We start from the raw sequence: 24796 nt of genomic DNA on the forward strand, positions 1-24796 counted from the left end.
TTGACAGGAGCCATTCTGCGCTTGCTATGGCGCAACGACTTCTGGGCAATCTCGAAAACGTTCGCTTCGACGTGTCGTTGGGTCCATCCGCTCTCTTGGTTCAAGCCCGATCGCTGATCATGGCGACGTCTTGGAGAGATTCCCGAGTTTTGGTAGGCAAGCTTTTGCATCAAACGCACGAGGCAGGTCTACACACCCCTATTATTTGCGTCGGCAGGCCTAGCCTCGGGGATCCTGACATTCTCCCGGTACCGCCTAACGGTCCGCCCGTAGTCTTGGGAGCGGGTCTCGAACCAGGAATGGTTGAATCTTTAGTCTCGCTGGTTGCGGCTGAAATAAAGGACATAGAGAGCGTAGTAACTCATTGCGGAGGGATTCCCAGAATTCCGGAGCCTCCGCTGAACTATGCTCTCGCCTTTGGGCGTCGGCTGCCCATAGAGCAGAGGCTCGCGTTGGCTCGAATCGATGGCCAGGCCGTAACGCGAAATCGATTTGAAAGCGTATCTCAGCTGTTCGTGGATGGTATCGGGCTTCTCGAAGCATACGATGACGCAATGGTTTCGTCGACGGCTGCAGAGGCTCATCCTAGCATTCCAACGCTTCGACAATTGACTGTGCGGTGGCCTGGCTTTGCCGATGGCGTTCGGATGTTGCATCGACTCGGGCTGCTGTCCGACGAGGAGATCGAAATCGGGAGCGCGCGCCTACAGGTCAAGGAGGTCACGGAGGCGCTTTTATGTCGCCAGAGCCCAAATGACGATGGCGACCAGGTCGTCCTTGTCATCGCCATTGAGGATCGTCAAGGGCGGGTTGGCCGCTGGACGTGCATCCTGCGCTCCGAGCTTCAGGAGCGAGGCATCTCAAGCATGGCTATCGCCACCGCAGTTCCGGTGGCCGCAGCCGTGGAATGCGTCACGCGTCAACAGTTGCGGGGTCCCATACACCCCGGCAAAGCCGCGCTCGCCGACGTCGCCGCGATGGCCCTCGAGCAACTGAGGAGAAGCCGGATCGCTGTCCTAGCCGAGCGCGCGAACGGGCTGTTGGAAACAAGCACGATTTTGGGAGCCGGTCATGCGAAGACGAAAGACACTACTCGTGGGGAGCGGATCAGCAAACCTGGCACCGCTGATCTGCCTTAAGGAGCGGGGGCCCTCAGTTCTGGATTCGCTGGAACTTTTTGAGCGCCGCGACAGCGCAGAATGGCACCCGGGCATCGCTTTTGAGGGGTTTGATGCTCCAAGTGGCGTTGTTACTCGCTGAACTTCGCTGAGTTGCCCCACTCGGGGGTCTCGCCGAACGGGCTGCGGTGGTGGCGAAGGCGCTGCAAGACCGGCACGTGTTTCAATCTGCTCAAGGTTGCCCGGAGACCTTGCTAGCGGCATGGCCAACGCGAAATTTGAGAGTGGAAACGAAATGATCTGTCCCCAAGTAATAGATCTAAAAAATGACACACGCCGGGTCCCCATCTCGATCGAAGGGGGCATCGTCATGCATGATCCCTTCCCGGAAGGGGGCGACGTTTCCGTCCGACTGTTGAAGTTCAGTCCAGGCGCGACCACTTGCCGTCACAACCATACGGAAGTCGAATTTTGGACGGTGATCTCTGGCGGCGTTCGAATACATCTAGACGAAAAGACGTTCCTGCTGCTTGGCGGAGAGAGCATTAGGCTAGACCCGCTGAGCAGGCACAGGATTGAGGCTTTGGACAGCGGTGCAGTCATGCAGACGGTGTGGTGGCACAGCCGTGCAGCCTTCGAAGAGGCGACTTCCACGAATGAAGCGATAGGAAAGAGCAGACCGCTGCTGCTGGTGCCCGCAATGCTTACCCCGAATGGGAACATGCATATAGGTCATGCCTCAGGGCCGTTCCTCCACGCGGATGTGTTGCGCCGAATTGCTGAGACCGGCGGCCGAGAGGTTTTCGTGCTGCAGGGCACGCATGGTCACCTTGAGCATATTGCAATTGCGGCCGACGCTGCTGGACTGGAATACTATCAGTTGGCCGAGAAAAACACGGCTGCTTTCCAGGAGGCTCTGCATCGGCTCAATGCAGATTCGGATATTTTCCTTGGGACAAAGCCTGACCGCCGCGGCAAGGCGGTCGTACTCGAGGTCTTCAAGCGGCTTTGCAGCAAGGGCCTGATCGCTGAAAGAGAGCATTTGGTCCCGTATGACGTCCAAAGTGGGCGCTTCAAGGTGGACGCCTTCGTCCACGGCAAATGTCCCTATTGCGGCGGCTATTCCTCCGGTCACGAATGCGAGGATTGCGGCGCGCTGGTCCTCGATGCCGAACTCCAGGATCCGGTCGATCTCGACGGGCGCTCGCTGGAACATCGTCCCCTGAAGCGCCTTTTCCTGAAGCTCGCTCCATTGCATGACGCACTGGAATCCTTCGCCTCGCGGAACTTCCTGCCCATTTACGCCAAGCTCTATGTCGAGTCCTGGCTGTCCCGGGGGCTTCCGGCAGTCTGCATTTCAAACCCAAACCGGGAGGGAATTCGGATTCCAATCCCTGGATTTGAATGCCAGCGGTTTACCATCACCATGGAACACGTGCCTCGGCACTTGCTCGCCTTAGAAACGGTAAGGGAAAAGAGCGGATGCCCCGCCTTCTGGTATCAAATCCCACGGGACGAGATGCCGGAGCTGGACATTCTCTTCGGGGCGGACAACGCCTTCGGACGTCTGCTGGTTATTCCCGGGGTACTTTCGGCGCTTGATCTCCATGAGATGCTCCCCCGACGGATTTTCGTCAACCAGATGCTCACGCTTGAGGGGAAGAAGTTCTCAACATCACGAAATCACGCAATCTGGGTGAACGACATCGCTGCGGAAGAAACTGCCGAGCCGCTTCGCTTCTACTTGTGTCGCTGTCGTCCGGACGGTTCTGTCGAGGACTTCTCCATGGGTGCCTACGAGAGCTGGAAACGGGACTTCTGGGACGGACGGCTGGCGAGATCGGTCGCGAAGGCTAACGAGGTCATCGGGCGGGTCGCGACAGACGAGCTCCCGTGTCCTGGCCAGTGGTCAGCCACCGACATTGCGTTCCTCGCGGACTGCAGACGCTTCAACGCGGAAGTGCGGGCGCGGTTCGAAGCGGATTACCCGGACGTACGTCAGCTGACACGCGCAATCGAGGCGTTCGTCGACGCAATTGACCGCTATTCATGTTCAGTGCTGCAAGTTCCGGCTGCGCCGAAGGTGAAGGAGGCGCTTGCCCGGTCTGCGGCCCGCGCTGTGACCTTCGCGCTCGTCGGACTCTCTGTCGCGGCATACCCGGTCGTACCTGATTTCGCCATTTCCATCGCAAGGAGTCTGGGGCTAGGCCTTCCCAAGCTCAGCTGGTTCGACCGCGACTGGATGGCCGAGCCAGTCCGTCTCTCTGCAAGCTACGACGCCGGCGGCCGTTGAATAGCCGATCAAAGACTTCGGGCGTTCACCGCAGCCACTTTTCGAGAATCAGCCCCAGGGATGCGAGCAAGACAAGTGCATCGTGGGCTTCGTCTTTGATCAGCCTTGTCACCGAAACGACGCCGATGTCGTCCGGCTCGGGCGAAGTCTGAAGTGTTGATGGCCTTTCAAAAGCGCGGCTAAACGACGACAAGAGTTGGTTGTGTGTAGCAAAGTTTTTTCTGTGTCATGAAGCTCGCTCGGCACCGGCCGCTGTCATGCCGCTCAGTACGGCCAGGAACGGAGGCTGGCGCGACTCAGAAAGAGGCCTACGGAGTGTGCGTACGCGGGGTGCTGTTTGCGCTACAGCCGCGCCTCCAGGCGCCCGAAGGCAGCGGACGGTAGATCCGCATCCGAGCGATTGGTAGTGGATCAAAAGCTCCGGAAATCTGTGCCGCTGACCATCGAATCCCGGTGGTTCTTCCGCGCCGCCCCACATGATTTGAGCGCCAACATCAGCAGTCGCTGGTGCCCTGATGTGCCGGCCAGGCTTCAATGACGGGGAAGTGGGAGGATGGCGCGTTTGCGGGTGTGTCGCCGGTCTGGCGTCTGACGATCGTATACTATCCGACACTGGTTCTGTCGCTTTTGTTGGGTCCACGACACCGGTCTTTTTCGCCGAGCTCTTGTCTGGCCACACGCCAATCCGCTGAAAAGCAATCACAACGTTTTTATTTTGCTGGGTCGGCCAAATTGGCACGAGTTTTGAAGCTCCTTCGTTGTGAGCCGGGAGCCGCCGACCGACCTTCATTTCGTGGATGACACCGCGATCGATGGAACGAAGAAAGAAAAGCAAATGTCAAATCCGCTTCAGATAGCTTTCTATGGCAAGGCCGCCCCGGCGAGACCGCCCCGTACCCAAACAGGCGCCGCCCTTGTCGACCCTTGCGCAGGAAATCTTGATGGCCGGCTGCGACTCAAAGGCCGGCCCACCACACTCGCTTAATCCTGACTTCAAAGGCGCAGGATAAAGTTCTGCATCTCGCCCCGCGCGGTATGCCTGGAAAGTTATACGTTGGCCAATCTTGATAATCGAGCCGGCTACGCCGCGGAGGACGTCTACATGCCGTCTTACGTCATTCGCTCCCCGCAGCGCCTTCCGCGCTTCCATCGCTTAGAGAGTGAAGTGCCACCATGTCCGAACACCCCTTGCCGACACTGCCGATGTGGCGCGTCGATCACATCGAGCCCTCGCCCGAGATGCTGGCGCTACGCGCCAACGGTCCGATCCACCGCGTGCGCTTCCCGTCCGGGCACGAAGGCTGGTGGGTGACAGGCTACGACGAGGCCAAGACGGCGCTGTCAGACGCGGCGTTCCGGCCCGCGGGAATGCCGCCGGCGGCATTCACCCCGGATTCGGTGATTCTCGGTTCGCCGGGGTGGCTGGTCTCGCACGAGGGGGGCGAGCACGACCGGTTACGCACGATCGTGGCGCCGGCCTTCAGCAACCGCAGGGTGAAGCTGCTCGCCCAGCAGGTCGAGGCGATCGCCGCACAGTTGTTCGAGACGTTAGCTGTCCAGCCCCAGCCCGCCGACCTGAGGCGCCACTTCTCCTTTCCGCTTCCGGCCATGGTCATCAGCGCGCTGATTGGGGTGCTCTATGAGGATCACGCCTTTTTCGCCGGGCTGTCCGACGAGGTGATGACGCACCAGCATGAAAGCGGTCCGCGCAGCGCGTCTCGCCTGGCCTGGGAAGAACTGCGCGCCTACATTCGCGGCAGGATGTGGGACAAGCGCCAGGATCCGGGCGACAACCTGCTGACGGATCTGCTCGCGGCGGTCGACCAGGGCAAGGCGACCGAGGAAGAGGCGATCGGCCTGGCGGCGGGCATGCTGGTGGCTGGGCACGAGAGCACCGTCGCGCAGATCGAATTCGGCCTGCTGGCCATGTTCCGCCATCCGAAACAGCGCGAACGCCTGGTCGGCGATCCATCCCTGGTGGACAAGGCGGTGGAGGAAATCCTGCGCATGTACCCGCCGGGCGCGGGCTGGGACGGCATCATGCGCTATCCGAGGACCGACGTGATTATCGCGGGCGTGCATATCCCCGCGGAGAGCAAGGTGCTCGTCGGCCTGCCGGCGACATCGTTCGATCCGCGCCATTTCGACGACCCGGAAATCTTCGATATCGGACGCGACGAAAATCCGCACCTGTCGTTCTCGCACGGGCCGCACTACTGCATCGGCATGGCGCTGGCCAGGCTGGAACTCAAGGTGGTGTTCGGTTCGATCTTCCAGCGCTTTCCCGCGCTGCGCCTGGCCGTGGCGCCCGAAGCGCTGAAGTTGCGCAAGGAGATCATCACTGGCGGGTTCGAGGAGTTCCCGGTGCTCTGGTGATTCACGGACGCCGCCGGGAACCGCGATCTTCTACCGCAACTTGCCGGCGCCCCTGGCGCGCGCAAGTCAGATCTCCAGCCAACAGGTAACCAAGATGGACGTGCAAGAAACCATGGCAGCATGCCCGGACGCCTTTGCCGAACTGGCGTCGCCAGCGTGCATCAACGACCCGTATCCATTCATGCGGTGGTTGCGCGAGCACGATCCGGTGCATCGCGCGGCGTCGGGCCTCTTTCTGTTGAGCCGCCACGCCGACATCTACTGGGTGCTCAAGGCCACGGGCGATGCGTTTCGGGGACCGGCTCCGGGCGAACTGGCGCGCTATTTCCCGCGCGCGGCGACCAGCCTTTCGCTCAGTCTGCTGGCGTCCACGCTAGCGATGAAGGAACCACCGACGCATACGCGTCTGCGCCGGCTGATCTCGCGCGATTTCACCATGCGCGAGATCGACAACCTGCGGCCGAGCATCGCGCGCATCGTCGCAGCGCGCCTGGACGCCATGGCGCCCGCGCTGGAGCGCGGGGAGGCGGTGGACCTGCATCGGGAATTCGCGCTGGCCTTGCCCATGCTGGTCTTCGCCGAACTGTTCGGCATGCCCCAGGACGACATGTTCGGGCTCGCCGCCGGCATCGGCGCCATTCTGGAAGGCTTGAGCCCGCACGCCAACGATCCCCAACTCGCCGCGGCGGACGCGGCCAGCGCCAAGGTGCAAGCTTACTTCGGCGACCTCATACAGCGCAAACGCACCGATCCCCGCCACGACATTGTGTCGATGCTGGTCGGCGCACACGACGGCGATGCCGACACGCTGTCGGATGCGGAGTTGATCAGCATGCTGTGGGGCATGCTGCTGGGCGGCTTCGCCACCACTGCTTCGAGTATCGACCATGCCGTCTTGGCGATGATGGCGTTTCCCGAACAGCGGCACTGGCTGCAGGGGGACGCCGCGGACGTGAAGGCATTCGTCGAAGAAGTCCTGCGCTGCGACGCGCCCGCCATGTTCAGCTCCATTCCGCGTATCGCTCAGCGCGACATCGAACTGGGCGGCGTGGAAATCCCAAAGAACGCGGACGTGCGCGTGCTGATCGCGGCCGGCAATCGCGACCCGGAAGCCTTCGCCGATCCCGACCGCTTCGATCCCGCGCGATTCTACGGCACCAGTCCTGGCATGTCGAGCGATGGGAAGATCATGCTGAGCTTCGGCCACGGCATCCACTTCTGCCTCGGTGCGCAACTCGCCCGGGCGCAGTTGGCCGAGAGCCTGCCGCGGATCCAGGCGCGCTTCCCCACGCTGGCATTGGCCGAGCAGCCGACCCGGGAGCCCTCCGCGTTCCTTAGGACGTTCCGCGCGCTGCCGGTGCGGCTGCAAGCGCAGGGGGGCTGAGATGCGCGTCGTGGTCGACCAGGACCTGTGCGGAACCACCGGGCAGTGCGCGCTGACGCTGCCGGGCACCTTTCGCCAGCGCGAACCGGACGGAGTGGCCGAACTGTGCATGGCAACGATTCCGCAGGCGCTGCACGCCGCCGTGCGACTCGCAGCCAGCCAGTGCCCAGTCGCCGCCATTCTGGTCATCGAAGGCGACGCTGGCGATGAGGAGCTCGCCAGCGCCGACCCTGCGCCTTCTCCGGTGGAGGTCGAGCGGCATGCCGCGAAAGACCAACGCAATCCAGGAGGACACGATGGGGCGGTTTGAAGGCAAGGTGGCGGTGGTGACCGGCGCCGGCGCCGGCATCGGCAAGGCATGCGCCCTCGCCATCGCGCGCGAGGGCGGCAGAGTGGTGGTGGCCGACATTGATGCCTCGGCGGCCATCGCCTGCACCACGCAGATCGGGGCGGAAGCAGACCACACGCTGGCCCTAGCCATGGACATCGCCGATGCGCAGGCGGTGGCAGCGCTGTTCGAGACGGCGCAGCGGCACTTCGGTGGGGTCGACCTGCTGGTGAACAACGCGAGCGCCATGCATCTGACCCCGCGCGACTGCGCGATCCTCGACCTGGACCTGGCGGTCTGGGATCAGACCATGGCGACCAATCTGCGCGGCACGCTGCTCTGCTGCCGACAGGCCATCCCACTGATGATCGCCCGCGGCGGTGGCGCGATCGTCAACATGTCGTCGTGCCAGGGGCTCAGCGGTGACACTGCGCAGACGTCCTACGCCGCGTCGAAGGCGGCGCTGAACATGTTGTCGGCCTCGCTCGCCACGCAGTACGGTCATGCGCAGATCCGCTGCAACGCCGTTGCGCCGGGTCTCATCATGACCGAGCGTCTCCTCGCCAAGCTTGACGAATGCATGCAACGGCATCTGCGCCGGCACCAGCTCCTGCCGCGTGTCGGCCGCCCCGAGGACGTGGCCGCGCTGGTGGCGTTCCTGCTCTCCGACGATGCTGCATTCATTACCGGGCAGGTCGTGTGCATCGACGGCGGCATGCTGGCGCATGTGCCGACATACGCCGACGGAGGGAACAGCCCCGCCGCGCGGCCTGCCGGCGGCATCGCCGAAGCGGCCGCGGAACAGCACTGCTGATGGACATGCTCCTCAACCCCCTGGACCGTCGGCGCCGGCTGCGGCATGACATCCCGGTCATGCCCGGCGCTTTCCCGCTGATCGGGCATCTTCCCGCCATCGTCTGCGACCTGCCGCGCCTGCTGGGGCGCGCGGAACGGACGCTGGGCAGCCACTTCTGGCTGGATTTCGGCCCCGCCGGCCACCTGATGACCTGCATGGATCCGGATGCGTTCGCACTGCTCCGACACAAGGACGTGTCCTCGGCGCTGATCGAAGAGATCGCGCCCGAATTGCTTGGCGGAACGTTGGTCGCCCAGGACGGCGGCGCGCACCGGCAGGCGCGCGATGCGATCAAGGCGGCGTTCCTGCCGAAGGGGCTGACCCAGGCCGGGATCGGCGACCTGTTCGCGCCCGTCATCCGGGCGCGGGTGCAGGCGTGGCGCGACCGCGGCGACGTAACCATCCTGCGCGAAACCGGCGACTTGATGCTCAAGCTAATCTTCAGCCTCATGGGAATCCCCGCGCAGGACCTGCCGAGATGGCATCGCAAGTACCGGCAACTGCTGCAGTTGATCGTCGCGCCCCCCCTCGATCTCCCCGGACTGCCCTTGCGGCGCGGCCGCGCCGCCCGCGACTGGATCGACGCGCAGTTGCACCAGTTCGTCCGCGACGCGCGCGCGAATGCCGCGCGCACCGGGTTGATCAACGACATGGTGAGCGCCTTCGATCGCAGCGACGATGCGCTCTCCGATGACGTACTGGTCGCCAACATCCGCTTGCTGCTGCTCGCCGGTCACGACACCACCGCCTCGACAATGGCCTGGATGGTGATCGAGCTGGCGCGGCAGCCTATGCTGTGGGACGCCCTGGTCGAGGAAGCGCAACGCGTAGGCGCGGTGCCGACCCGGCACGCGGACCTGGCGCAGTGTCCGGTCGCCGAGGCGCTGTTCCGCGAGACGCTGCGAGTGCATCCGGCGACCACGCTCCTGCCGCGTCGCGCGCTGCAGGAATTGCAGCTCGGCCAACGGCGGATTCCCGCGGGCACCCATCTGTGCATCCCACTGCTGCATTTCTCGACATCGGCGCTGCTGCACGAGGCGCCTGATCAGTTCCGCCTGGCACGGTGGCTGCAACGCACGGATCCGATCCGTCCGGTGGACATGCTGCAGTTCGGTACCGGCCCACACGTCTGCATCGGCTACCACTTGGTATGGCTGGAAATGGTGCAGTTCTGCATCGCCTTGGCGCTGACCATGCACGAGGCCGGAGTGCGGCCGCGTTTGCTGAGCGGCGTCGAAAAAGGCCGGCGCTATTACCCGACCGCACATCCGTCCATGACAGTCCGCATCGGTTTCTCATGAGCTGGCATGGCATGCCCCGTGTGGGGAGGCAGCGGCGCCGGCGACGGGCAGCATTGCAGCACTCGGCGCAACCGCTCGGCGCCGGCAACACTGCGGCTCGGCGCTCGCAGTGGCCGTGTCAGGTACAAGGACTATGAACAGCATGCAGACCGGTTCCACGCTACACGACGACCGAACTGGCGTTTCCGCGCTCGGCGGATTGGGCGCGCAGTCGCGCGGCGCATCCGGCGCGCTACCGCCGGAGATCTGGATGCAGGACGGCGCAAAGCGCGTCGAACAGGCGCTTGCCCGTCTTCTCTGCGCCGAAGATGACGGTGAGACCGAGCTGATGGCGGCCATGCGCTACGCCACCTTGCACGGCGGCAAGCGCACCCGCGCCTTGCTCTGTCTGGCTGCCGGCGCACTGGCCGATACGCCGGCGCACATGCTCGACGACGTCGGAGCCGCCATCGAGATGATGCACGCCTGTACCCTGGTCCACGACGACCTGCCCGCGATGGACAACGACGTGCTTCGCCGCGGCCTACCGACCGTGCACGTCAAGTTCGGCGAAGCCACTGCGATCCTGGTCGGTGATGCGCTGCAGGCGCACGCCTTCCTGACCTTGGCGAGGCTGGATGCGCCAGGTAACAACCGTATAGCGATCGTGCGCGAACTGGCGCAGGCGGTGTCCGCCCAAGGTGCCGCAGGGGGGCAAGCCTTGGATCTGTCGCTAGTCGGAAAGCACGTCGAGCTGGACAGGATCGTGGCGATGCACCGGATGAAGAGCGGAGCGCTAGTACGCGCGTCCGTTCGCATGGGCGCGCTCTGTGCCATTGCGGAGGATACCCTGCACGCTGCGCTGTACTGTGCGCTCGATCGCTATAGCGCCTGTTTCGGCCTCGCCTTGCAGGTGGTCGACGACATTCTCGACGCGACAGCGGATGCCGCGGCGCTGGGCAAGACCCCTGGCAAGGACGCGGCGGCGCAGAAGCCGACTTGCGCGTCGATCATGGGGCTGCAGGCAGCGCGCCAGTTCGCGCTGGATCTGTTGCGCGACGCCGGGGAGGCCATCGCCCCGCTGGGGCCGCGTGCGGAACCGTTGGCGCAGATGCTGCAGCGGGCCAAAGCATATCTCTCCAAGCACGCGTCATGCGCATGAGCGCGCCCGTCCGCATGAAGTCGCCCCTGTGCCGCTCCGATCGGCCGGCGCCACCGGTGCATGCTGCGCTGCGTCCGAGTCCGCGGCGATGGTCAGCGCTTGCCCAGCACGGTCGCGGCACACCGGCGCTCTGCGCGCAAGCCTATGCAGCGCACCGGCGCCAGCATCGGGGCGCGTCGCCGCGCCGCAGCAGGGCGGCCGCACGGCGTTGCACATGCGCCGGGCCGCGACGGGCCTGCGGCGAGGCGCGCGGCGTCTGCCCGATCCTGATTCTCGGTAACCGTCTGCCGAAGGAACATCCCGCGTGAACGCGCTGTCCGAACAGGTCCTTTCCGAACTGCGCCAGCTGCTGAGCGAGATGAGCGACGGCGGCGCCGTCGGTCCGTCCGTATACGACACGGCGCGAGCTCTGCATTTCCACGGCAACGTCACCGGTCGGCAGGAGGCCTACGCGTGGCTCATCGCGCAGCAGCAGGCCGATGGCGGATGGGGAAACGCGGACTTCCCGCTGTTCCGCCATGCGCCTACGTGGGCGGCGTTGCTGGCACTGCAACGTGCCGATTCTATTCCCGACGCTGCCGACGCAGTCCAGGCTGCAACCCGATTCCTCGAGCGCCAGCCCGATCCCTACGCGGATGGGGTGCCGGAAGACGCGCCGATCGGGGCGGAGCTGATTCTGCCGCAGTTATGCGGCGAGGCTTCATCCCTGCTGGGCGGCGTGGCGTTTCCGCGCCACCCGGCGCTGTTGCCGTTGCGGCAAGCGTGCCTGGTCAAGCTGGGGGCGGTGGCGACGTTGCCGAGCGGCCATCCGTTGCTGCACTCCTGGGAAGCCTGGGGGACGTCGCCGACCACCGCATGCCCGGATGCCGACGGCAGCATCGGCATCAGTCCGGCGGCCACCGCCGCGTGGCGTGCGCAGGCCGTGAGACAAGGGAGCACGCCGCAAGTCGGGCGCGCCGACGCGTATCTGCAAACGGCATCGCGGGCGACACGCAGCGGCATCGAAGGTGTCGTTCCCAACGTCTGGCCGATCAATGTGTTCGAGCCATGCTGGTCGCTGTACACCCTGCATCTGGCCGGGCTGTTCGCGCATCCCGCGCTCGCCGAGATGGTGCGCGTGATCGTCGCGCAGCTCGAGGCCCGCCTGGGCGAGCGCGGTCTGGGCCCGGCCCTGCAGTTCGCGGCCGATGCGGACGACACCGCCGTTGCGTTGTGCGTCCTGCGCCTTGCAGGCCGCGACCCGGCGGTCGATACGTTGCGCCATTTCGAAATCGGCGAGCTATTCGTGACCTTCCCCGGCGAGCGCAATGCTTCGGTCTCGACCAACATCCATGCCCTGCATGCGTTGCGACTGTCGGGCAAGCCCGCCGCCGGCGCCAGCGCCTACGTCGAGGCCAATCGCAACCCGCACGGTATATGGGACAACGAAAAATGGCATGTTTCTTGGCTGTATCCCACCGCGCATGCGGTCGCTGCGCTGGCGCAAGGCAAGCCCCACTGGCGCGACGAGCGCGCGCTGGCGGCGCTGCTGCAGGCGCAGCGCGACGACGGCGGCTGGGGCGCCGGTCGCGCGACCACATTCGAGGAAACCGCCTATGCGCTGTTCGCGTTGCACGTGATGGATGGAAGCGAAGAGCCGATAGGGCGCCGACGCATCGCGCAGGCCGTGGCGCGTGCGCTGGAGTGGATGCTCGCCCGCTATGGGGCGCATGCATTGCGGCAGATGCCGCTGTGGATCGGCAAAGAACTGTATTGCCCCACCCGGGTGGTGCGCGTGGCCGAACTCGCCGGGTTGTGGCTGGCGCTTGGTTGGGGGCAGCGCGTGCTGGCCGAGGGAGCAGGAGCGGCGCCATGACCCAGACCGAACGCGCGCTGCAGCAGGTGCTGGAGTGGGGGCGTTCCCTGACCGGGTTCGCCGAGGAGCATGCCGTGGAAGCGGTCAGGGGCGGCCGGTACATCCTGCAGCGCATCGACCAGAGCCTGCGCGACACCAGCGCCCGCACTGGCCGCGATCCGCAGGATGAAACGCTGATCGTGACGTTCTATCGCGAACTGGCGCTGCTGTTTTGGCTCGACGATTGCAATGACCTTGGGCTGATCGCGCCGGAGCAGCTCGCCGCGGTGGAGCAGGCGCTGGGGCAGGGCGTACCGTGCGCACTCCCAGGATTCGAGGGCTGCGCTGTGCTAAGCGCTTCTCTGGCCGCGCTCGCCTACGATCGTCGCGACTATGCTCAGCTTCTCGACGATACCCGGTGCTACTGCGCGGCGCTGCGCGCCGGAGAGGCGCAGGCAGCGGGGGCGGAGCGCTGGTCCTACGCCGAGTACCTGCACAACGGCGTCGATTCGATCGCCTACAGGAACGTGTTGTGTTGCCTGTCGTTGTTGTGGGGGCTGGACATGGCTACTTTGCGCGCGCGTCCGGCGTTTCGCCAGGTCCTGCGGCTCATCTCCGCGATAGGGCGCCTGCAGAACGATCTGCATGGACGCGACAAGGACAGGTCGGCCGGCGAGGCCGACAACGCGGCGATTCTGCTGCTGCAGCGCTATCCGGCTATGCCTGTGGTGAAGTTCCTCAACGACGAGCTGGCCGGCCATACGCGCATGCTGCACCGAGTGATGGCGGAAGCAGGCTTTCCCGCGCCGTGGGGACCGTTGATCGAGGCCATGGCAGCCATCCGCACGCAGTACTACCAGACCTCGGCAAGCCGCTACCGCACGGACACTGCGGAGGAGGCCAGGGACACTGCGGGGGAGGCCAGCGTGGGCCGGCCTGAAGGCGCGGGAGGCGGTGACGTGCGCGCGCTGCCGTCAGTCCGATCCGACGCAACGCCGTCGCCCGATGCGACCGATGGAGCGAGCATGAACGACACCGCCCTGAGCCGCCGCAAGGACGACCATCTTGGCATCGTGCTGGATCGGCGAACGGCGCCGGCCACGGTCGCCGCCGGCTGGGAGTATATCCGTTTCGAACACTGCGCATTGCCCGAGTTGGACCTGACGCAGATCGACCTGCGCGCCTCGCTGCTAGGCAAGACCATGCGCGCGCCGCTGCTGATCAGCTCCATGACCGGCGGCACGCCGCGCGCCGAGGCCATCAACCGGCATCTGAGCGAGGCAGCTCAAGCCTTGGGGATCGCGATGTGCGTCGGTTCCCAGCGCGTGAGCCTGCAATCCCGCAACTCCCAGGGGCTGACGCGCGCGCTGCGACACCTGGCCCCAGACATCCCCCTGTTGGCCAATATCGGCGCCGGGCAACTGCGCGAGGCCGACGGCCTGGACTTGGCGCGCCGGGCGGTTGATGCGCTGGAGGCCGATGGACTGATTGTCCATCTCAATCCGCTGCAGGAAGCGGTACAGCCGGAGGGCGACCGCGACTGGCGCGGCGTCCTGGCGCAGATCGCTCGTGCCGCGCGCAGCGTGGGCGTGCCGATCGTGGCCAAGGAAGTGGGGTCGGGCCTGTCCGCCTCGGTGGCCTCTGCGCTCGTCGACGCGGGCGTGGCGGTGATCGATGTCGCCGGCGCCGGCGGTACCAGTTGGGCCGCGGTGGAGGGCGAGCGGGCCCGCGATGCCGCGGACCGTGCAGTGGCGATGGCGTTCGCCGACTGGGGGATTCCGACCGCGGCCGGCGTGCAGGCGGTACGTCGGGCGCTGCCAACGGTGAAGTTGATCGCGTCGGGCGGTATCCGAGACGGCGGCGACGTGGCCAAGGCCATCCGCCTGGGGGCGGACTTCGCCGGCCAGGCGGCCGGCGTGCTGCCCGCGGCGATGGTGTCCACCGAGGCGGTTGTCGCGCATTTCGAGATCGTCATCCGCCAGCTGGCAGTCGCCTGCTTCTGCACCGGCTCGGCTGATCTGGCGGCGTTGCGTCAGGCGCGCTTGTTGCCCTCGGCGCATCTGCCCGCCGGTTAATGCCGGCGTAGTCCGCACGTGGTCAAAGGCGGTGTTGAGCAGCGATCCAATTCTGCGCCGCTTGGCTTCCATCTCGAACGGTGCGTGGAACGCCAGTGCGCCGGCTGCCTAATCTAGCAGTTGCACTGGCATGCTGTGTGCTCGGCTAATTCAAGTTTCTCCAGTGCCTGCCTAATGTCATCTCCGGCGTTGTCCGGCAACGGCAAAATAGGGCGCGGTGGCTCGACGTGCGCCAGACCGAGGTATTCGGCGATGACGAACATAACGCGGAAGCTGCCGTAGTGCTTGAACAAGGTCCAGAGCGGCTCGAAAGCGCGGTTCAACCGAGTGGACTCCGCCGCGTCGCCGGACTGCGCCGCACGCGTCAGCGCAAGCGCCGGGACCGCCAGCAGACCTGCCGCAACGCTGTACCAGGTGTCACATCCGGCGAGCAGGGCATCCGCCGCGCCCCAATCGCCGCTGTATCCGATTGTGAACGTGTCAGGCGTCATCGACCGCAAGCGTGCCAGTTCTCCCGTGTAATCCTCATTCGCTGCCAGAGGCATTTTCACGGCGACGATGTTGGACACCTCTGAGAGCCGGGCGATCAATGCGTCGCTGAATGTGAAGCGCGTGGTGCTTGGATTGTTGTATATGCACAAAGGCAGTTCCCCCGCCTCGGCAACCGCGACGAAGTGCTGGAAGACTTCATCCTCATTCAGGGGAACGTAGGACATGGGTGCCAGGAGCAGGCCGTCAGCGCCAGCGGATTTTGCATCGCGCGCCAGAGCCTGAGCTTCGTCGGTACGCAATGCACCCACCCCCACGACAAGAGGCGTTTTGCCGCCAATGCATTCCACGGCAGCCTGAACGGCACGCTTGCGCTCTTCCCTCGTGAGGTAAGCATAACCGCCCGTGCTCCCCAAAAGGCCGATGGAGTCTGCTCCCGCTCGTTGAATACGCTCGAGAAAACGAGCCAATGCCTCGGTGTCGACATGCCCTTTCGCATCGGTTGGCGTGAGGGGGAACGCCGACAAGCCGCGAAACAAAGTCATCATCCATTCCTTTCGAAACTATATAGGGGAAAGCAGCATGCGCAGCCCGGCGAACACGAAGAACATTGCCAGCAGACTTTCGATCCAACGGCGACAGCGGCGATACAGAGCCACCATCGGCGGTGTGGAGAAGACAATGGCGTAGCCGCAGAATATCGTGACACTTAGGACGGCGCAGCCACCCAATATGGCCGCCATGGTCTGCCACGACGAATTCGGGCCGATCCCCAGTGTGACGAGCGCGATCCATGCGAGCACGGATTTTGGGTTCGCCAAATGCATCAAGAGGCCCCTTCCATAGAGCTCACCCCGTGAAAAAGCGACTTCGTCGGTCGACGCGCGCACCGCCAGCTTCTCGTTCGACGTAAGCGCCGACCGTCCCGCCCTGAAGGCGAGGAATAGCAAGTAAAGGCCCCCGAAAACCTGCAGGACGAGCAGTGCCTGGGCGTACCTGGCCAAGAGGGCGGAGATGCCGGTCGAGGCCATAAAACCCCAGAAGATCGAGCCGCTGACGACGCCAGAGGCGAGTATGAGCGCGGCACCCCTGCCGCGCGACATGGCAACCCCCATGATGCGCATGTTGCTCGGGCCGGGGCTCCCTGCGGCAATGACATATGCAGCAAAGACGATGAGCAACTGATGGAGATCGACATTCATTCTCTCAGCCCTTGATAATCTCGATCGGATCGATCGCACTGGATTGCCACGGCCATTGATCCGTCGACCGTAAACGTCATCTGGGGGCGATGGCAATTTCTTGGCTCGCAATTCTGCTTCAAGGCATTCAATCGACCAGGGCATTCGTCGCCTCCGCCAATGCGTCGTCCGGCACGGTCTCCAACGCAGGTGACGCAAATGTCGTCGCGCCATCGTTGACTGCCTCTCCGTTCATCATTGTGTCGAGCGTTCCACTCCCGTCAGAAGTAGCATCGACGTGGACGCTCACGGCTCTAAATTCTGATGCAATATTTTCATTTCGACGTCGATGATGGGACCCTCAAACATCCAGGCGACTCCATCACCAAGAACGGCGCGACCGGGCCCGATCGCTTCCCTGACTGCAGCCAATATTGTAGTTCACTGGTTCAAGATAAACTGCCACTTTCCGAGATTTTCGGCGGTCCAGTGTAGGCGGATTCTCGCAGTACGGGAGCGACGCGTCGAATTTAGCAATCCCTGCTCAAGAAGGCACAGCCGCAAGAGCGGTCGCAGGTTGAACAGCGCCATCACCCGCAGCGGCCGGGGTTTATTCATCCATAGCGTGGATGATAGCTATCCTAACAATCAATTTTACTGATCTTACTGGATTTCATTAGAAGATTCTAACTGAGCGCGCGCCGGGCGCGTGTTCGCCCTCGTCTGCATCGGCTGCCGGGAAGAATTCGGAGAAGAAAATGTGCGGGATTGTTGGCATCGTTGGGCAACAGCCGGTGTCGGAGCGCCTGGTCGACGCGTTGAAGCGTCTTGAATACCGCGGCTATGATTCGGCCGGCATTGCGACGATCACCGAGGGCACCCTGCACCGCCGGCGCGCCGAGGGCAAGCTCGTCAATCTCGAGACGAGACTGAAGGAAGAGCCGCTGAGTGGCACCATCGGCATCGCCCACACCCGCTGGGCAACCCATGGGCCACCGACGGAACGCAATGCACACCCGCACTTCACGGACGGTGTGGCCGTCGTCCATAACGGCATCATCGAGAATTTCGCCGAACTGAAGGACGAATTGGCGGCGACGGGAACCGAGTTCCAGACCGACACCGACACTGAGGTCCTTGCGCATCTCTTGGCAGGACACCGCCGGGCGGGCATGGGGCGCGGTGAGGCGGTGCATGCCATGCTGAAAAGCGTCAGGGGTGCCTACGCGCTTGCCATCCTCTTTGAAGATGATCCGTCGACCATCATTGCGACGCGCAATGGACCCCCGCTGGCGATCGGTCATGGCGACGGCGAGATGTTCCTGGGCTCCGACGCGATCGCGCTTGCTCCATTCACGAATCAAATCACCTATCTCGTCGACGGCGACTGGGCCGTTGTCAGCAGGACGGGCGCCGACATCTTTGATAACGACGGCCTCCCCGTCGCGCGTCCGCGCCAGACCTCCATGGCTGCGGCCACTCTGGCCAACAAGGGCAACCATCGCCACTTCATGGAGAAGGAAATTCTCGAGCAGCCCGAGGTCATCGCCGATGCGCTCGGTCAGTATACCAATCTCATAGAAAATGGCGCCGATGCGGTATTTGGCATCGACTTCGCCAGGATCCCGAGCTTGGCGATCTCTGCCTGCGGCACCGCGTATCTCGCGGGACTGATCGGAAAATACTGGTTCGAGCGCTATGCGCGCCTGCCCGTCGAAATAGATGTTGCATCCGAATTCCGCTATCGCGAGATCCCGCTGTCGCCGCAGTCTGCGGCTCTTTTCATTTCACAGTCGGGCGAAACCGCCGATACGCTGGCATCGCTGAGGTACTGCAAGCAGCTTGGGCTGAAAATTGGCGCCGTCGTGAATGCGCGCGAATCAACCATCGCTCGGGAGGCCGATGTGGTCTTCCCGATCCTTGCGGGCCCGGAGATCGGTGTCGCCTCCACCAAGGCCTTCACCTGCCAGCTTGCCGTACTTGCAGCACTCGCCATCCACGCAGCCAAGGTCCGCGGGACCGTGACCGAAGATGAGGCGCAGGCGTTCGTCGGGAGCCTCACGGAAATGCCGCGCCTCATGAGGCAGGTGCTGAACCGCATCCAGCCGGAGATTGAGCTTCTGTCGCGCGAACTGTCAAAGTGTCATCATGTCCTGTACCTCGGCCGTGGCACAAATTTCCCACTGGCGATGGAAGGTGCGCTGAAGCTCAAGGAGATTTCCTACATCCACGCCGAGGGCTATGCGGCAGGTGAATTGAAGCACGGTCCTATTGCATTGATAGACTCGAACATGCCAGTGATCGTCATCGCGCCACATGATCGCTTTTTCGACAAGACCCTCTCCAACATGCAGGAAGTGGCAGCCCGCGGAGGGCGCATTATCCTCATCACCGATGGCAAAGGGGCAGCCGCATCGAAACTCGATACGATGCACACGATCGTGCTGCCGGCCACCGACGAGATTGTCGCGCCGATGATCTTCTCGCTGCCGATACAGCTTCTTGCCTATCACACGGCAGTCTGCGTGGGCACAGATCTCGACCAGCCACGCAACCTGGCGAAATCAGTCACCGTCGAATGATTGGGAAGCTTTCATACGTCGCAACGCTCGCACCATTGGGAAAACTCCAAGCCCTTCAACCGGAGCAAGCGCGCACCGCTTTGGTGGAGCATGCCGGTTAGCAACGACTGGTTATCCCTTTGGCCGCCCCTCACGCTGCTTGACTGTGCCTACGGGCAAACCCGGTCGAGAAGAGCATCGGATACGCAGCAATGGCGCTAATCACCGATGCTCCTGCCGCACGCGGATAAAACCCTCCGATGTCCAATATCCCGTCCTCGGGCCAGGATCGCCGAGCGTTTAGCTGAACTAAGAAAACGGATCGGATCAAACCCGTGGGCGGCACAGATTGCCGGCACGTCAGCGGCTCGATGATTGCGGCTCGCGCGTGGTCTTCGTCGGTGAGACGGTAGCCCTTTGACTTTGCCAGGCGGCCAGCTGCGATGTGCCGGCTGTAGGCATCCCGTGTAACCTCGTTCTGGGCGTAACGCTCGCCGGTACCCCCGGCCAGTCGCAAGAGGATCGGGCGATGATCGGACGCTTCCAGGAACCGCTCGAAGATTCGGTCGAGCGGACGACCATTAACCGCCGCACAGCACGAGATTGGGCGAGATAGAGAGATGGTCGAACGACTTGAAGGGCGCCTTGACCGACGTGGTCTGCTTGTCCGAAGCATCCCGCGCGGCGAGCGCGGTCAGGCCGGCGGCGGTCAGGCGTCGAGGTCTCCGGACGTCAAGGTTGCATTGGAGTCGCCGCCGATCCGGTCGATATCGAAGCTGGGATTACTGGCCGAGCCCGCATCCGACTAGTCGGATGCGGCATGCCGCCTTCCAGCAGCATCTCCTCGCCCAGGCGGACGCTGAAAGGGAAGGGAATAAGATAGTAGCCCCAAACGGTGTGCACGATACTCTCGACGGGAAACCCATGGCGCTTGTCGCTGATTAGCGCGTCCTCCATCGCTGTCGAGCCAAGCGCTTATCGCTGCGAAACAGACCGAAAGCGGAACGGCCTGATATAGCGCAAAGACTCAGGAGAGCGCAGCGGTAAGGATGAAAGGCATCAACATGGGACGGTAACTATTGCAGACCACAAAACATCGCGAGGCCCGCCTGCCTTGGTACACCATCTATCCGACTGTCTCGGAGTTCTCTGGGGCGGTCGGCGCCGAGGCTTATGAGGAATGGCTCAGGAACCTACCGGCTGACGATCCGGCGTCACTCTACTTGCACGTTCCGTTCTGCCGATCAAAGTGCTGGTTTTGCGGCTTTCCCACCGCCATCACTCGCCATGATGCGCCGATCTTCGATTATCTGGCGGCGCTGCGTGACGAGATACGTTTGGTCTCGGAGCACGCGCCGCAGGCGCTGCCCGTCAGCGATGTGCATTTTGGCGGCGGAACGCCAACTCTCATGGGGCCAGTAGAGTTCCTCGCCCTGATGGAGTTCCTGCGCCGCCATTTTGCGCTCGCGAAAACGGCTACGATCGCCGTCGAGATCGACCCACGCACGTTCACGGCCGAGATGGCCGAAGCCTTGGAAGCAGCAGGCGTGAACCGCGCGAGCCTCGGCGTGCAGAGCTTCGATCCCATTGTTCAAAAAGCGATTAACCGGGTCCAAAGTGAGGCGCAAACGGCGGCTGCCGTCGAAATGCTGCGTCGGCATGGAGTGGGAAGCATCAACTTCGACCTCATCTTTGGTCTCCCGCATCAAACGGTGCAATCTTGCGTCGAGACCATGAGAGCGGCGGTCGCCATGCGCCCCAACCGGCTTGCGGCGTTCGGCTACTCGCACATCCCGTCCTTTATTAAGAATCAGCGCCTCATCGAGGAGGCATCTCTTCCAGGCAGCGCTGCCCGCGCCGAACAGGATGCGGCCATTGCTGTTACGCTGATTGCCGCCGGCTACCGAGAGATCGGGCTCGACCATTTCGCCTTGCCGGACGACGATCTCGCCCTGGCACAGAAAACCGGTCGCCTGCGGCGCAACTCGCTGGGTTACTCGGCCGACACCTGCAAAAGCGTGATCGGTTTCGGGGCGTCGGCTATCGGGCGTGTCGGCGAGGGTTACGTCCAGAACGAGGTAACACGGGATTCCTACAGCCGGCACATCGCAGCTGGCCGTCTGGCGACGTCAAAGGGTTACCGTCTTACCGACGAAGACCGCGCGCGAGCCGCAATCATCGAGCGACTAATGTGCGATCTCGAGGCCGATGTGGCGGCAATCTGTGCCGCCCACGGGTCTGATCCGATCCATTTTCTCGAATCAGCTGAACGCTTGGCGATGCTTACCAAGGACGGAATTGTGGACAGCGAAAAGGGTTTTGTCCGCGTATCGCGGCAACATCGCTTTGCGATTCGCTCTGTTGCTGCCGCATTCGATGCTTTTCTCGACCGGGTTGCCCCGTGAGTCAACCAACGAGTGTGAAGGAGGCCAAGGCGCCGAAGCGAAAGGCGACGCACATGCGGTTTGCCTTCTTGTAGGTCAGGGTTTCTTAGCCGTCGCCGGCGTAGCGGGCCTCAGCGGCTTCCCGCCCTCGAAGAAGGCCACGGTGAGGGCCCAAGGAGCCTCGAGATCTGCGTCCGATTAGCGGACGGCCGCACAGGCGACGCGCAGATTGGCGAAGCGGCGGGGAAGCAAAAGTTTCTCAAGAGTGGTGCAGAAGCCCGGCCTCGTTAACGCCCGCGAGCACCCCCTCAGGAGCGGCAGCGAAGGAGCAGCCGTCGGTCGGCGGTCGACTAAAACGATCGGTCGTGTGGAGTTGGCCGACACCTGTGAACAAGCCGTGTGCGACATTGCAATAATCCATCTAGTGGCTCAACTGCCCACATGGCCGTGAATGAACTGGATTTGTTTGTTTTCCAGATGGCAGTGGAAAGCGTCCGCTCACTCTGCTTGAGCTTCAATGACAAAGTGGCGGAAATAGCAGCGAGGAGCCGCGGAACCCTGCTTTTCGACGTGCGGGTCGACGATGACGCCGACATCCAGCGGATCGCAGCCATCCGATATCGAGACGACAAAATGGGTGTGGTGGCGTTGGACAGACAAGGCCTTGTTAGCCGCTACTGCGTCGTAAATGGTACCTTTTCCCGCTTCATTGTGCCGTTGGAAATTTGGACCAGCATGCCGGTGTCAATGCAGGCCAAAATCGATGTCACTCACCTTGCAAGCCTGTTCCTAGGGGCGTTGCGAAATGCGGGTCATATGCTTGGCAACTAGCGCTTGGCGGAACGCATCTGTGGATTTTTTACATCCGCCTGGGCGTTTGAACCGGTGGCCCATCGAGATTCTGCAGCGCGCGGATTTGCCGTGGCCGGGGATTAATAGCTGCCTCTGCCCGATAGCATCGCCGGCGAAGCTTGCCAGACAATGAATGTCGCCAATTCGGCGTCCGAGAAGACCGCCCAAGATATCCTCAGCGCCCAATATGTCCCAGCTCGCCTGAGAAACTCCCATGGCGGCCAGGCCCACCTCGCGATCAGATCCCGATAGTGGTGTTGTACCTCAGATCGGACTCGATGTTCAGGATTTCCTCAGCGGCTTGCCCGCACGCTACCGCCAGCTCCCCGACCAAATATCCGACGTGCTCACGAAAAGCACGAACGATACGGGCCCCCCTCCGACACAGCAGTCAAGACTTGCTCCGGAATGCGCGAATATGGATACACACCTTGAAGGAGAGCAACGGCGCGCCAAACAGCCTCTCATCGCACCAAGTCGTACATAGGGTGCATTCCTGTTCCGGCCGCCCGGGGCGATGCTCGATCCACCTCTCCAGAACAGCGGAGCAATCCAGTGACGCCCACAAAGCTTCTGATTGGGCAGATCGCCATTGTGTTCGCCATCGTTCTCCTCGGCGTGTGGGCTGCCACGCAATGGTGCGCTCATATGCTGGCCTTTCAGGAACAACTCGGCGCGCCATGGTTTGTCGCGGCTGGCTGGCCGATCTACGAGCCGTGGAAACTGTTGGAATGGTGGTTCCAATTCGATGCCTATGCGCCCGAGGTATTCGACAAGGCCGGCATGCTTGCGGGCACCAGTGGATTGATGGGCTTTGCCGCTGCGATCGCTGGTTCCCTCTGGCGCGCGCGCCAGCATGGGTTGGTCACTACCTATGGCTCCTCTCGATGGGCGGCGACGCGGGAGATCGAGAAAGCAGGGCTGTTTCAGCCGGCAGGCGTCTTCCTTGGCAAACTGAAGGATCGGTATCTGCGTCATGACGGGCCGGAGCACGTCATGGCGTTTGCGCCGACACGTTCGGGCAAGGGCGTCGGACTGGTTGTCCCAACTCTTCTCTCCTGGTCCGGCTCGGCCGTCATTCACGACATCAAAGGCGAGAACTGGCAGCTGACCTCCGGCTGGCGGTCGAAGTTCTCCTATTGCCTATTGTTCAATCCGACTGATCCGCGATCGGCCCGCTACAACCCGCTCTTGGAAGTGCGCAAAGGTCCGAATGAGGTCCGCGACGTTCAGAACATCGCCGACATCTTGGTCGATCCTGAGGGCGCGCTGGAGCGGCGTAATCATTGGGAGAAGACCAGCCATTCACTCTTGGTCGGCGCCATCCTGCACGTCCTCTATGCCGAGGAGGAAAAGACACTCGCTCGGGTCGCCACATTCTTGTCGGACCCGCAGCGCTCATTTGTTGCAACGCTACAGCGGATGATGACGACCAACCATCTGGGCGCGGCGGAGAGGCCTCAAGTACACCCCGTTGTGGCTTCTGCGGCGCGCGAGGTGCTGAACAAGTCGGAGAACGAGCGTTCGGGCGTCCTCTCGACCGCCATGTCTTTTCTCGGGCTCTACCATGATCCCACCGTGGCTGCGGCCACTTCGTCTTGTGACTGGCGGATTGCCGACCTGATGGATGCCGCGCGACCGACATCGCTCTATCTCGTCGTGCCGCCATCTGACATTTCGCGCACCAAGCCTTTGGTGCGACTGATCCTGAACCAGATCGGCAGGCGGCTCACGGAGCGCCTCGAGGGTGACCCAAAGAAGAGTCGCAAGCATCAACTGCTCATGATGCTGGATGAGTTTCCGGCGCTCGGTCGCCTCGACTTCTTTGAGACCGCGCTCGCCTTTATGGCCGGTTACGGAATTCGTGCCTACTTGATCGCGCAATCGTTGAACCAGATCTCCAAAGCGTATGGCGAGAACAACGCCATTCTGGACAATTGCCATGTGCGAATTGCCTTTTCCTCCAACGATGAGCGCACGGCCAAGCGAATCTCGGACGCGCTTGGCACTGCCACGGAATTGAGATCGATGCGCAACTATGCGGGCCACCGGCTGGCGCCCTGGCTCTCGCATGTCATGGTGAGCCGCCAGGAAACCGCCCGCCCGCTGCTGACACCTGGCGAGGTGATGCAATTGCCGCCCTCGGACGAACTGGTGCTGGTTTCGGGGCTGCCCCCCATCCGCGCCAACAAGTTGCGCTACTACGAGGATCAGAATTTCACCGAACGTGTGCTGCCTGCGCCGGTGCTGCATGACTGTCTTTACGCAGACTGCCCTGCGCCGCGCCAAGACGACTGGACTGGCCAAGTACGCGGCGTCGACCGTCGTCTTGCCTCCGGCGACGAAAGCGCTGGCGCCGCGCTTGCGGACGAGGGAGGTGTTCAGCAGCAGCGCCATCCGGGCCTGCCCGAAGAACATACCGCCGTCACCCAGGAACCGGACCAGGACGATCCGACCCAACCCACGGACGATGATAGCGAGGCGATGGCCGACAAGCGCGTCATGGACCGGATCTCCACCGTCGCGCGTGCCTATGGCATCAACGAGGGAAGGGGCGATGACAAGGATATCGTCCCCGGCTTCTGAACGCCGGCGCGTGGCCGGCGTACTTCAGCGTAGATAA

16 protein-coding genes and 2 pseudogenes are annotated in these 24796 nt (G+C 63.1%); 15 read left to right on the forward strand and 3 right to left on the reverse strand.

Annotation, left to right across the window (positions count from 1 at the left end; genetic code table 11):
- Positions 1-119: 119 nt before the first annotated feature.
- The 11 genes and pseudogenes from CK230_RS27195 to fni all read left to right on the forward strand — a co-directional run bounded on the left by CK230_RS27195 (position 120) and on the right by fni (position 14706).
- Complete coding sequence (locus tag CK230_RS27195; RefSeq protein WP_280952411.1) at positions 120-1139, forward strand: saccharopine dehydrogenase C-terminal domain-containing protein; 1020 nt, start codon at positions 120-122, stop codon at positions 1137-1139.
- 349 nt (positions 1140-1488) lie between these two features.
- Entirely contained in the window at positions 1489-3411 is a 1923-nt protein-coding gene (locus tag CK230_RS27200; protein WP_176480237.1) for a class I tRNA ligase family protein, read from the forward strand.
- Between the two features lie 1173 nt (positions 3412-4584).
- On the forward strand, positions 4585-5787 hold the full coding sequence (locus CK230_RS27205; protein ID WP_095795913.1) for a cytochrome P450: 1203 nt from the start codon (positions 4585-4587) through the stop codon (positions 5785-5787).
- Between the two features lie 94 nt (positions 5788-5881).
- Positions 5882-7171 carry a cytochrome P450 gene (locus CK230_RS27210; protein WP_095795912.1) on the forward strand — a complete coding sequence of 430 codons (1290 nt, stop codon included), beginning with the start codon at positions 5882-5884 and terminating at the stop codon, positions 7169-7171.
- Between the two features lies 1 nt (position 7172).
- Positions 7173-7481: a ferredoxin gene (locus CK230_RS27215; protein ID WP_095795911.1), complete on the forward strand. Its 309-nt coding sequence runs from the start codon at positions 7173-7175 to the stop codon at positions 7479-7481.
- On the forward strand, positions 7468-8313 hold the full coding sequence (locus tag CK230_RS27220; RefSeq protein ID WP_095795910.1) for an SDR family oxidoreductase: 846 nt from the start codon (positions 7468-7470) through the stop codon (positions 8311-8313). Before CK230_RS27215 ends, CK230_RS27220 begins: the two co-directional genes overlap by 14 nt.
- Complete coding sequence (locus tag CK230_RS27225) at positions 8313-9656, forward strand: cytochrome P450 (protein WP_095795909.1); 1344 nt, start codon at positions 8313-8315, stop codon at positions 9654-9656. Before CK230_RS27220 ends, CK230_RS27225 begins: the two co-directional genes overlap by 1 nt.
- 133 nt (positions 9657-9789) lie before the next feature.
- Positions 9790-10797: a polyprenyl synthetase family protein gene (locus tag CK230_RS27230; protein ID WP_176480238.1), complete on the forward strand. Its 1008-nt coding sequence runs from the start codon at positions 9790-9792 to the stop codon at positions 10795-10797.
- Positions 10798-11101: 304 nt separating this feature from the next.
- The gene (locus tag CK230_RS27235; RefSeq protein WP_095795908.1) at positions 11102-12652 is read left to right on the forward strand and encodes a hypothetical protein; all 1551 of its coding nucleotides are present in this window, start codon (positions 11102-11104) and stop codon (positions 12650-12652) included.
- Positions 12649-13518, forward strand: a pseudogene (locus tag CK230_RS27240) (hypothetical protein); the annotation flags it as partial. The gene CK230_RS27235 and the pseudogene CK230_RS27240, both read left to right, overlap by 4 nt.
- A gap of 138 nt (positions 13519-13656) precedes the next feature.
- Positions 13657-14706, forward strand: a complete 1050-nt coding sequence (gene fni, locus CK230_RS27245) for a type 2 isopentenyl-diphosphate Delta-isomerase (protein ID WP_095795994.1) — start codon at positions 13657-13659, stop codon at positions 14704-14706.
- Positions 14707-14819: 113 nt separating this feature from the next.
- Here fni and CK230_RS27250 read toward each other — a convergent pair whose 3' ends face one another.
- Both CK230_RS27250 and CK230_RS27255 read right to left on the reverse strand, forming a co-directional pair.
- Positions 14820-15740 carry a dihydrodipicolinate synthase family protein gene (locus CK230_RS27250; protein ID WP_095795993.1) on the reverse strand — a complete coding sequence of 307 codons (921 nt, stop codon included), beginning with the start codon at positions 15738-15740 and terminating at the stop codon, positions 14820-14822.
- A gap of 18 nt (positions 15741-15758) precedes the next feature.
- On the reverse strand, positions 15759-16397 hold the full coding sequence (locus tag CK230_RS27255) for a LysE family translocator (RefSeq protein ID WP_095795907.1): 639 nt from the start codon (positions 16395-16397) through the stop codon (positions 15759-15761).
- A gap of 737 nt (positions 16398-17134) precedes the next feature.
- On the opposite strand from CK230_RS27255, the gene glmS reads away from it, so the two are divergent.
- Complete coding sequence (glmS, locus tag CK230_RS27260; protein ID WP_095795906.1) at positions 17135-18958, forward strand: glutamine--fructose-6-phosphate transaminase (isomerizing); 1824 nt, start codon at positions 17135-17137, stop codon at positions 18956-18958.
- 201 nt (positions 18959-19159) lie between these two features.
- Here the strand turns inward: glmS and CK230_RS33815 are convergent.
- A pseudogene (locus CK230_RS33815) lies at positions 19160-19433 on the reverse strand (coproporphyrinogen III oxidase); the annotation flags it as partial.
- A 583-nt stretch (positions 19434-20016) separates the two neighbouring features.
- Between CK230_RS33815 and hemN the strand changes: the two are divergent.
- From hemN to CK230_RS27295, 3 genes are all read left to right on the forward strand, one after another.
- Positions 20017-21342 (forward strand): oxygen-independent coproporphyrinogen III oxidase, encoded by a 1326-nt coding sequence (hemN, locus tag CK230_RS27280; RefSeq protein WP_095795904.1) that lies wholly within the window; start codon positions 20017-20019, stop codon positions 21340-21342.
- Between the two features lie 420 nt (positions 21343-21762).
- The gene (locus CK230_RS27285; protein ID WP_095795903.1) at positions 21763-22152 is read left to right on the forward strand and encodes a hypothetical protein; all 390 of its coding nucleotides are present in this window, start codon (positions 21763-21765) and stop codon (positions 22150-22152) included.
- Positions 22153-22728: 576 nt separating this feature from the next.
- Entirely contained in the window at positions 22729-24759 is a 2031-nt protein-coding gene (locus tag CK230_RS27295; protein ID WP_095795902.1) for a conjugal transfer protein TraG, read from the forward strand.
- The last annotated feature ends 37 nt before the right edge of the window (positions 24760-24796 follow it).

It is taken from the genome of Mesorhizobium sp. WSM3859 (assembly GCF_002295065.1).
Lineage (GTDB): Bacteria > Pseudomonadota > Alphaproteobacteria > Rhizobiales > Rhizobiaceae > Mesorhizobium.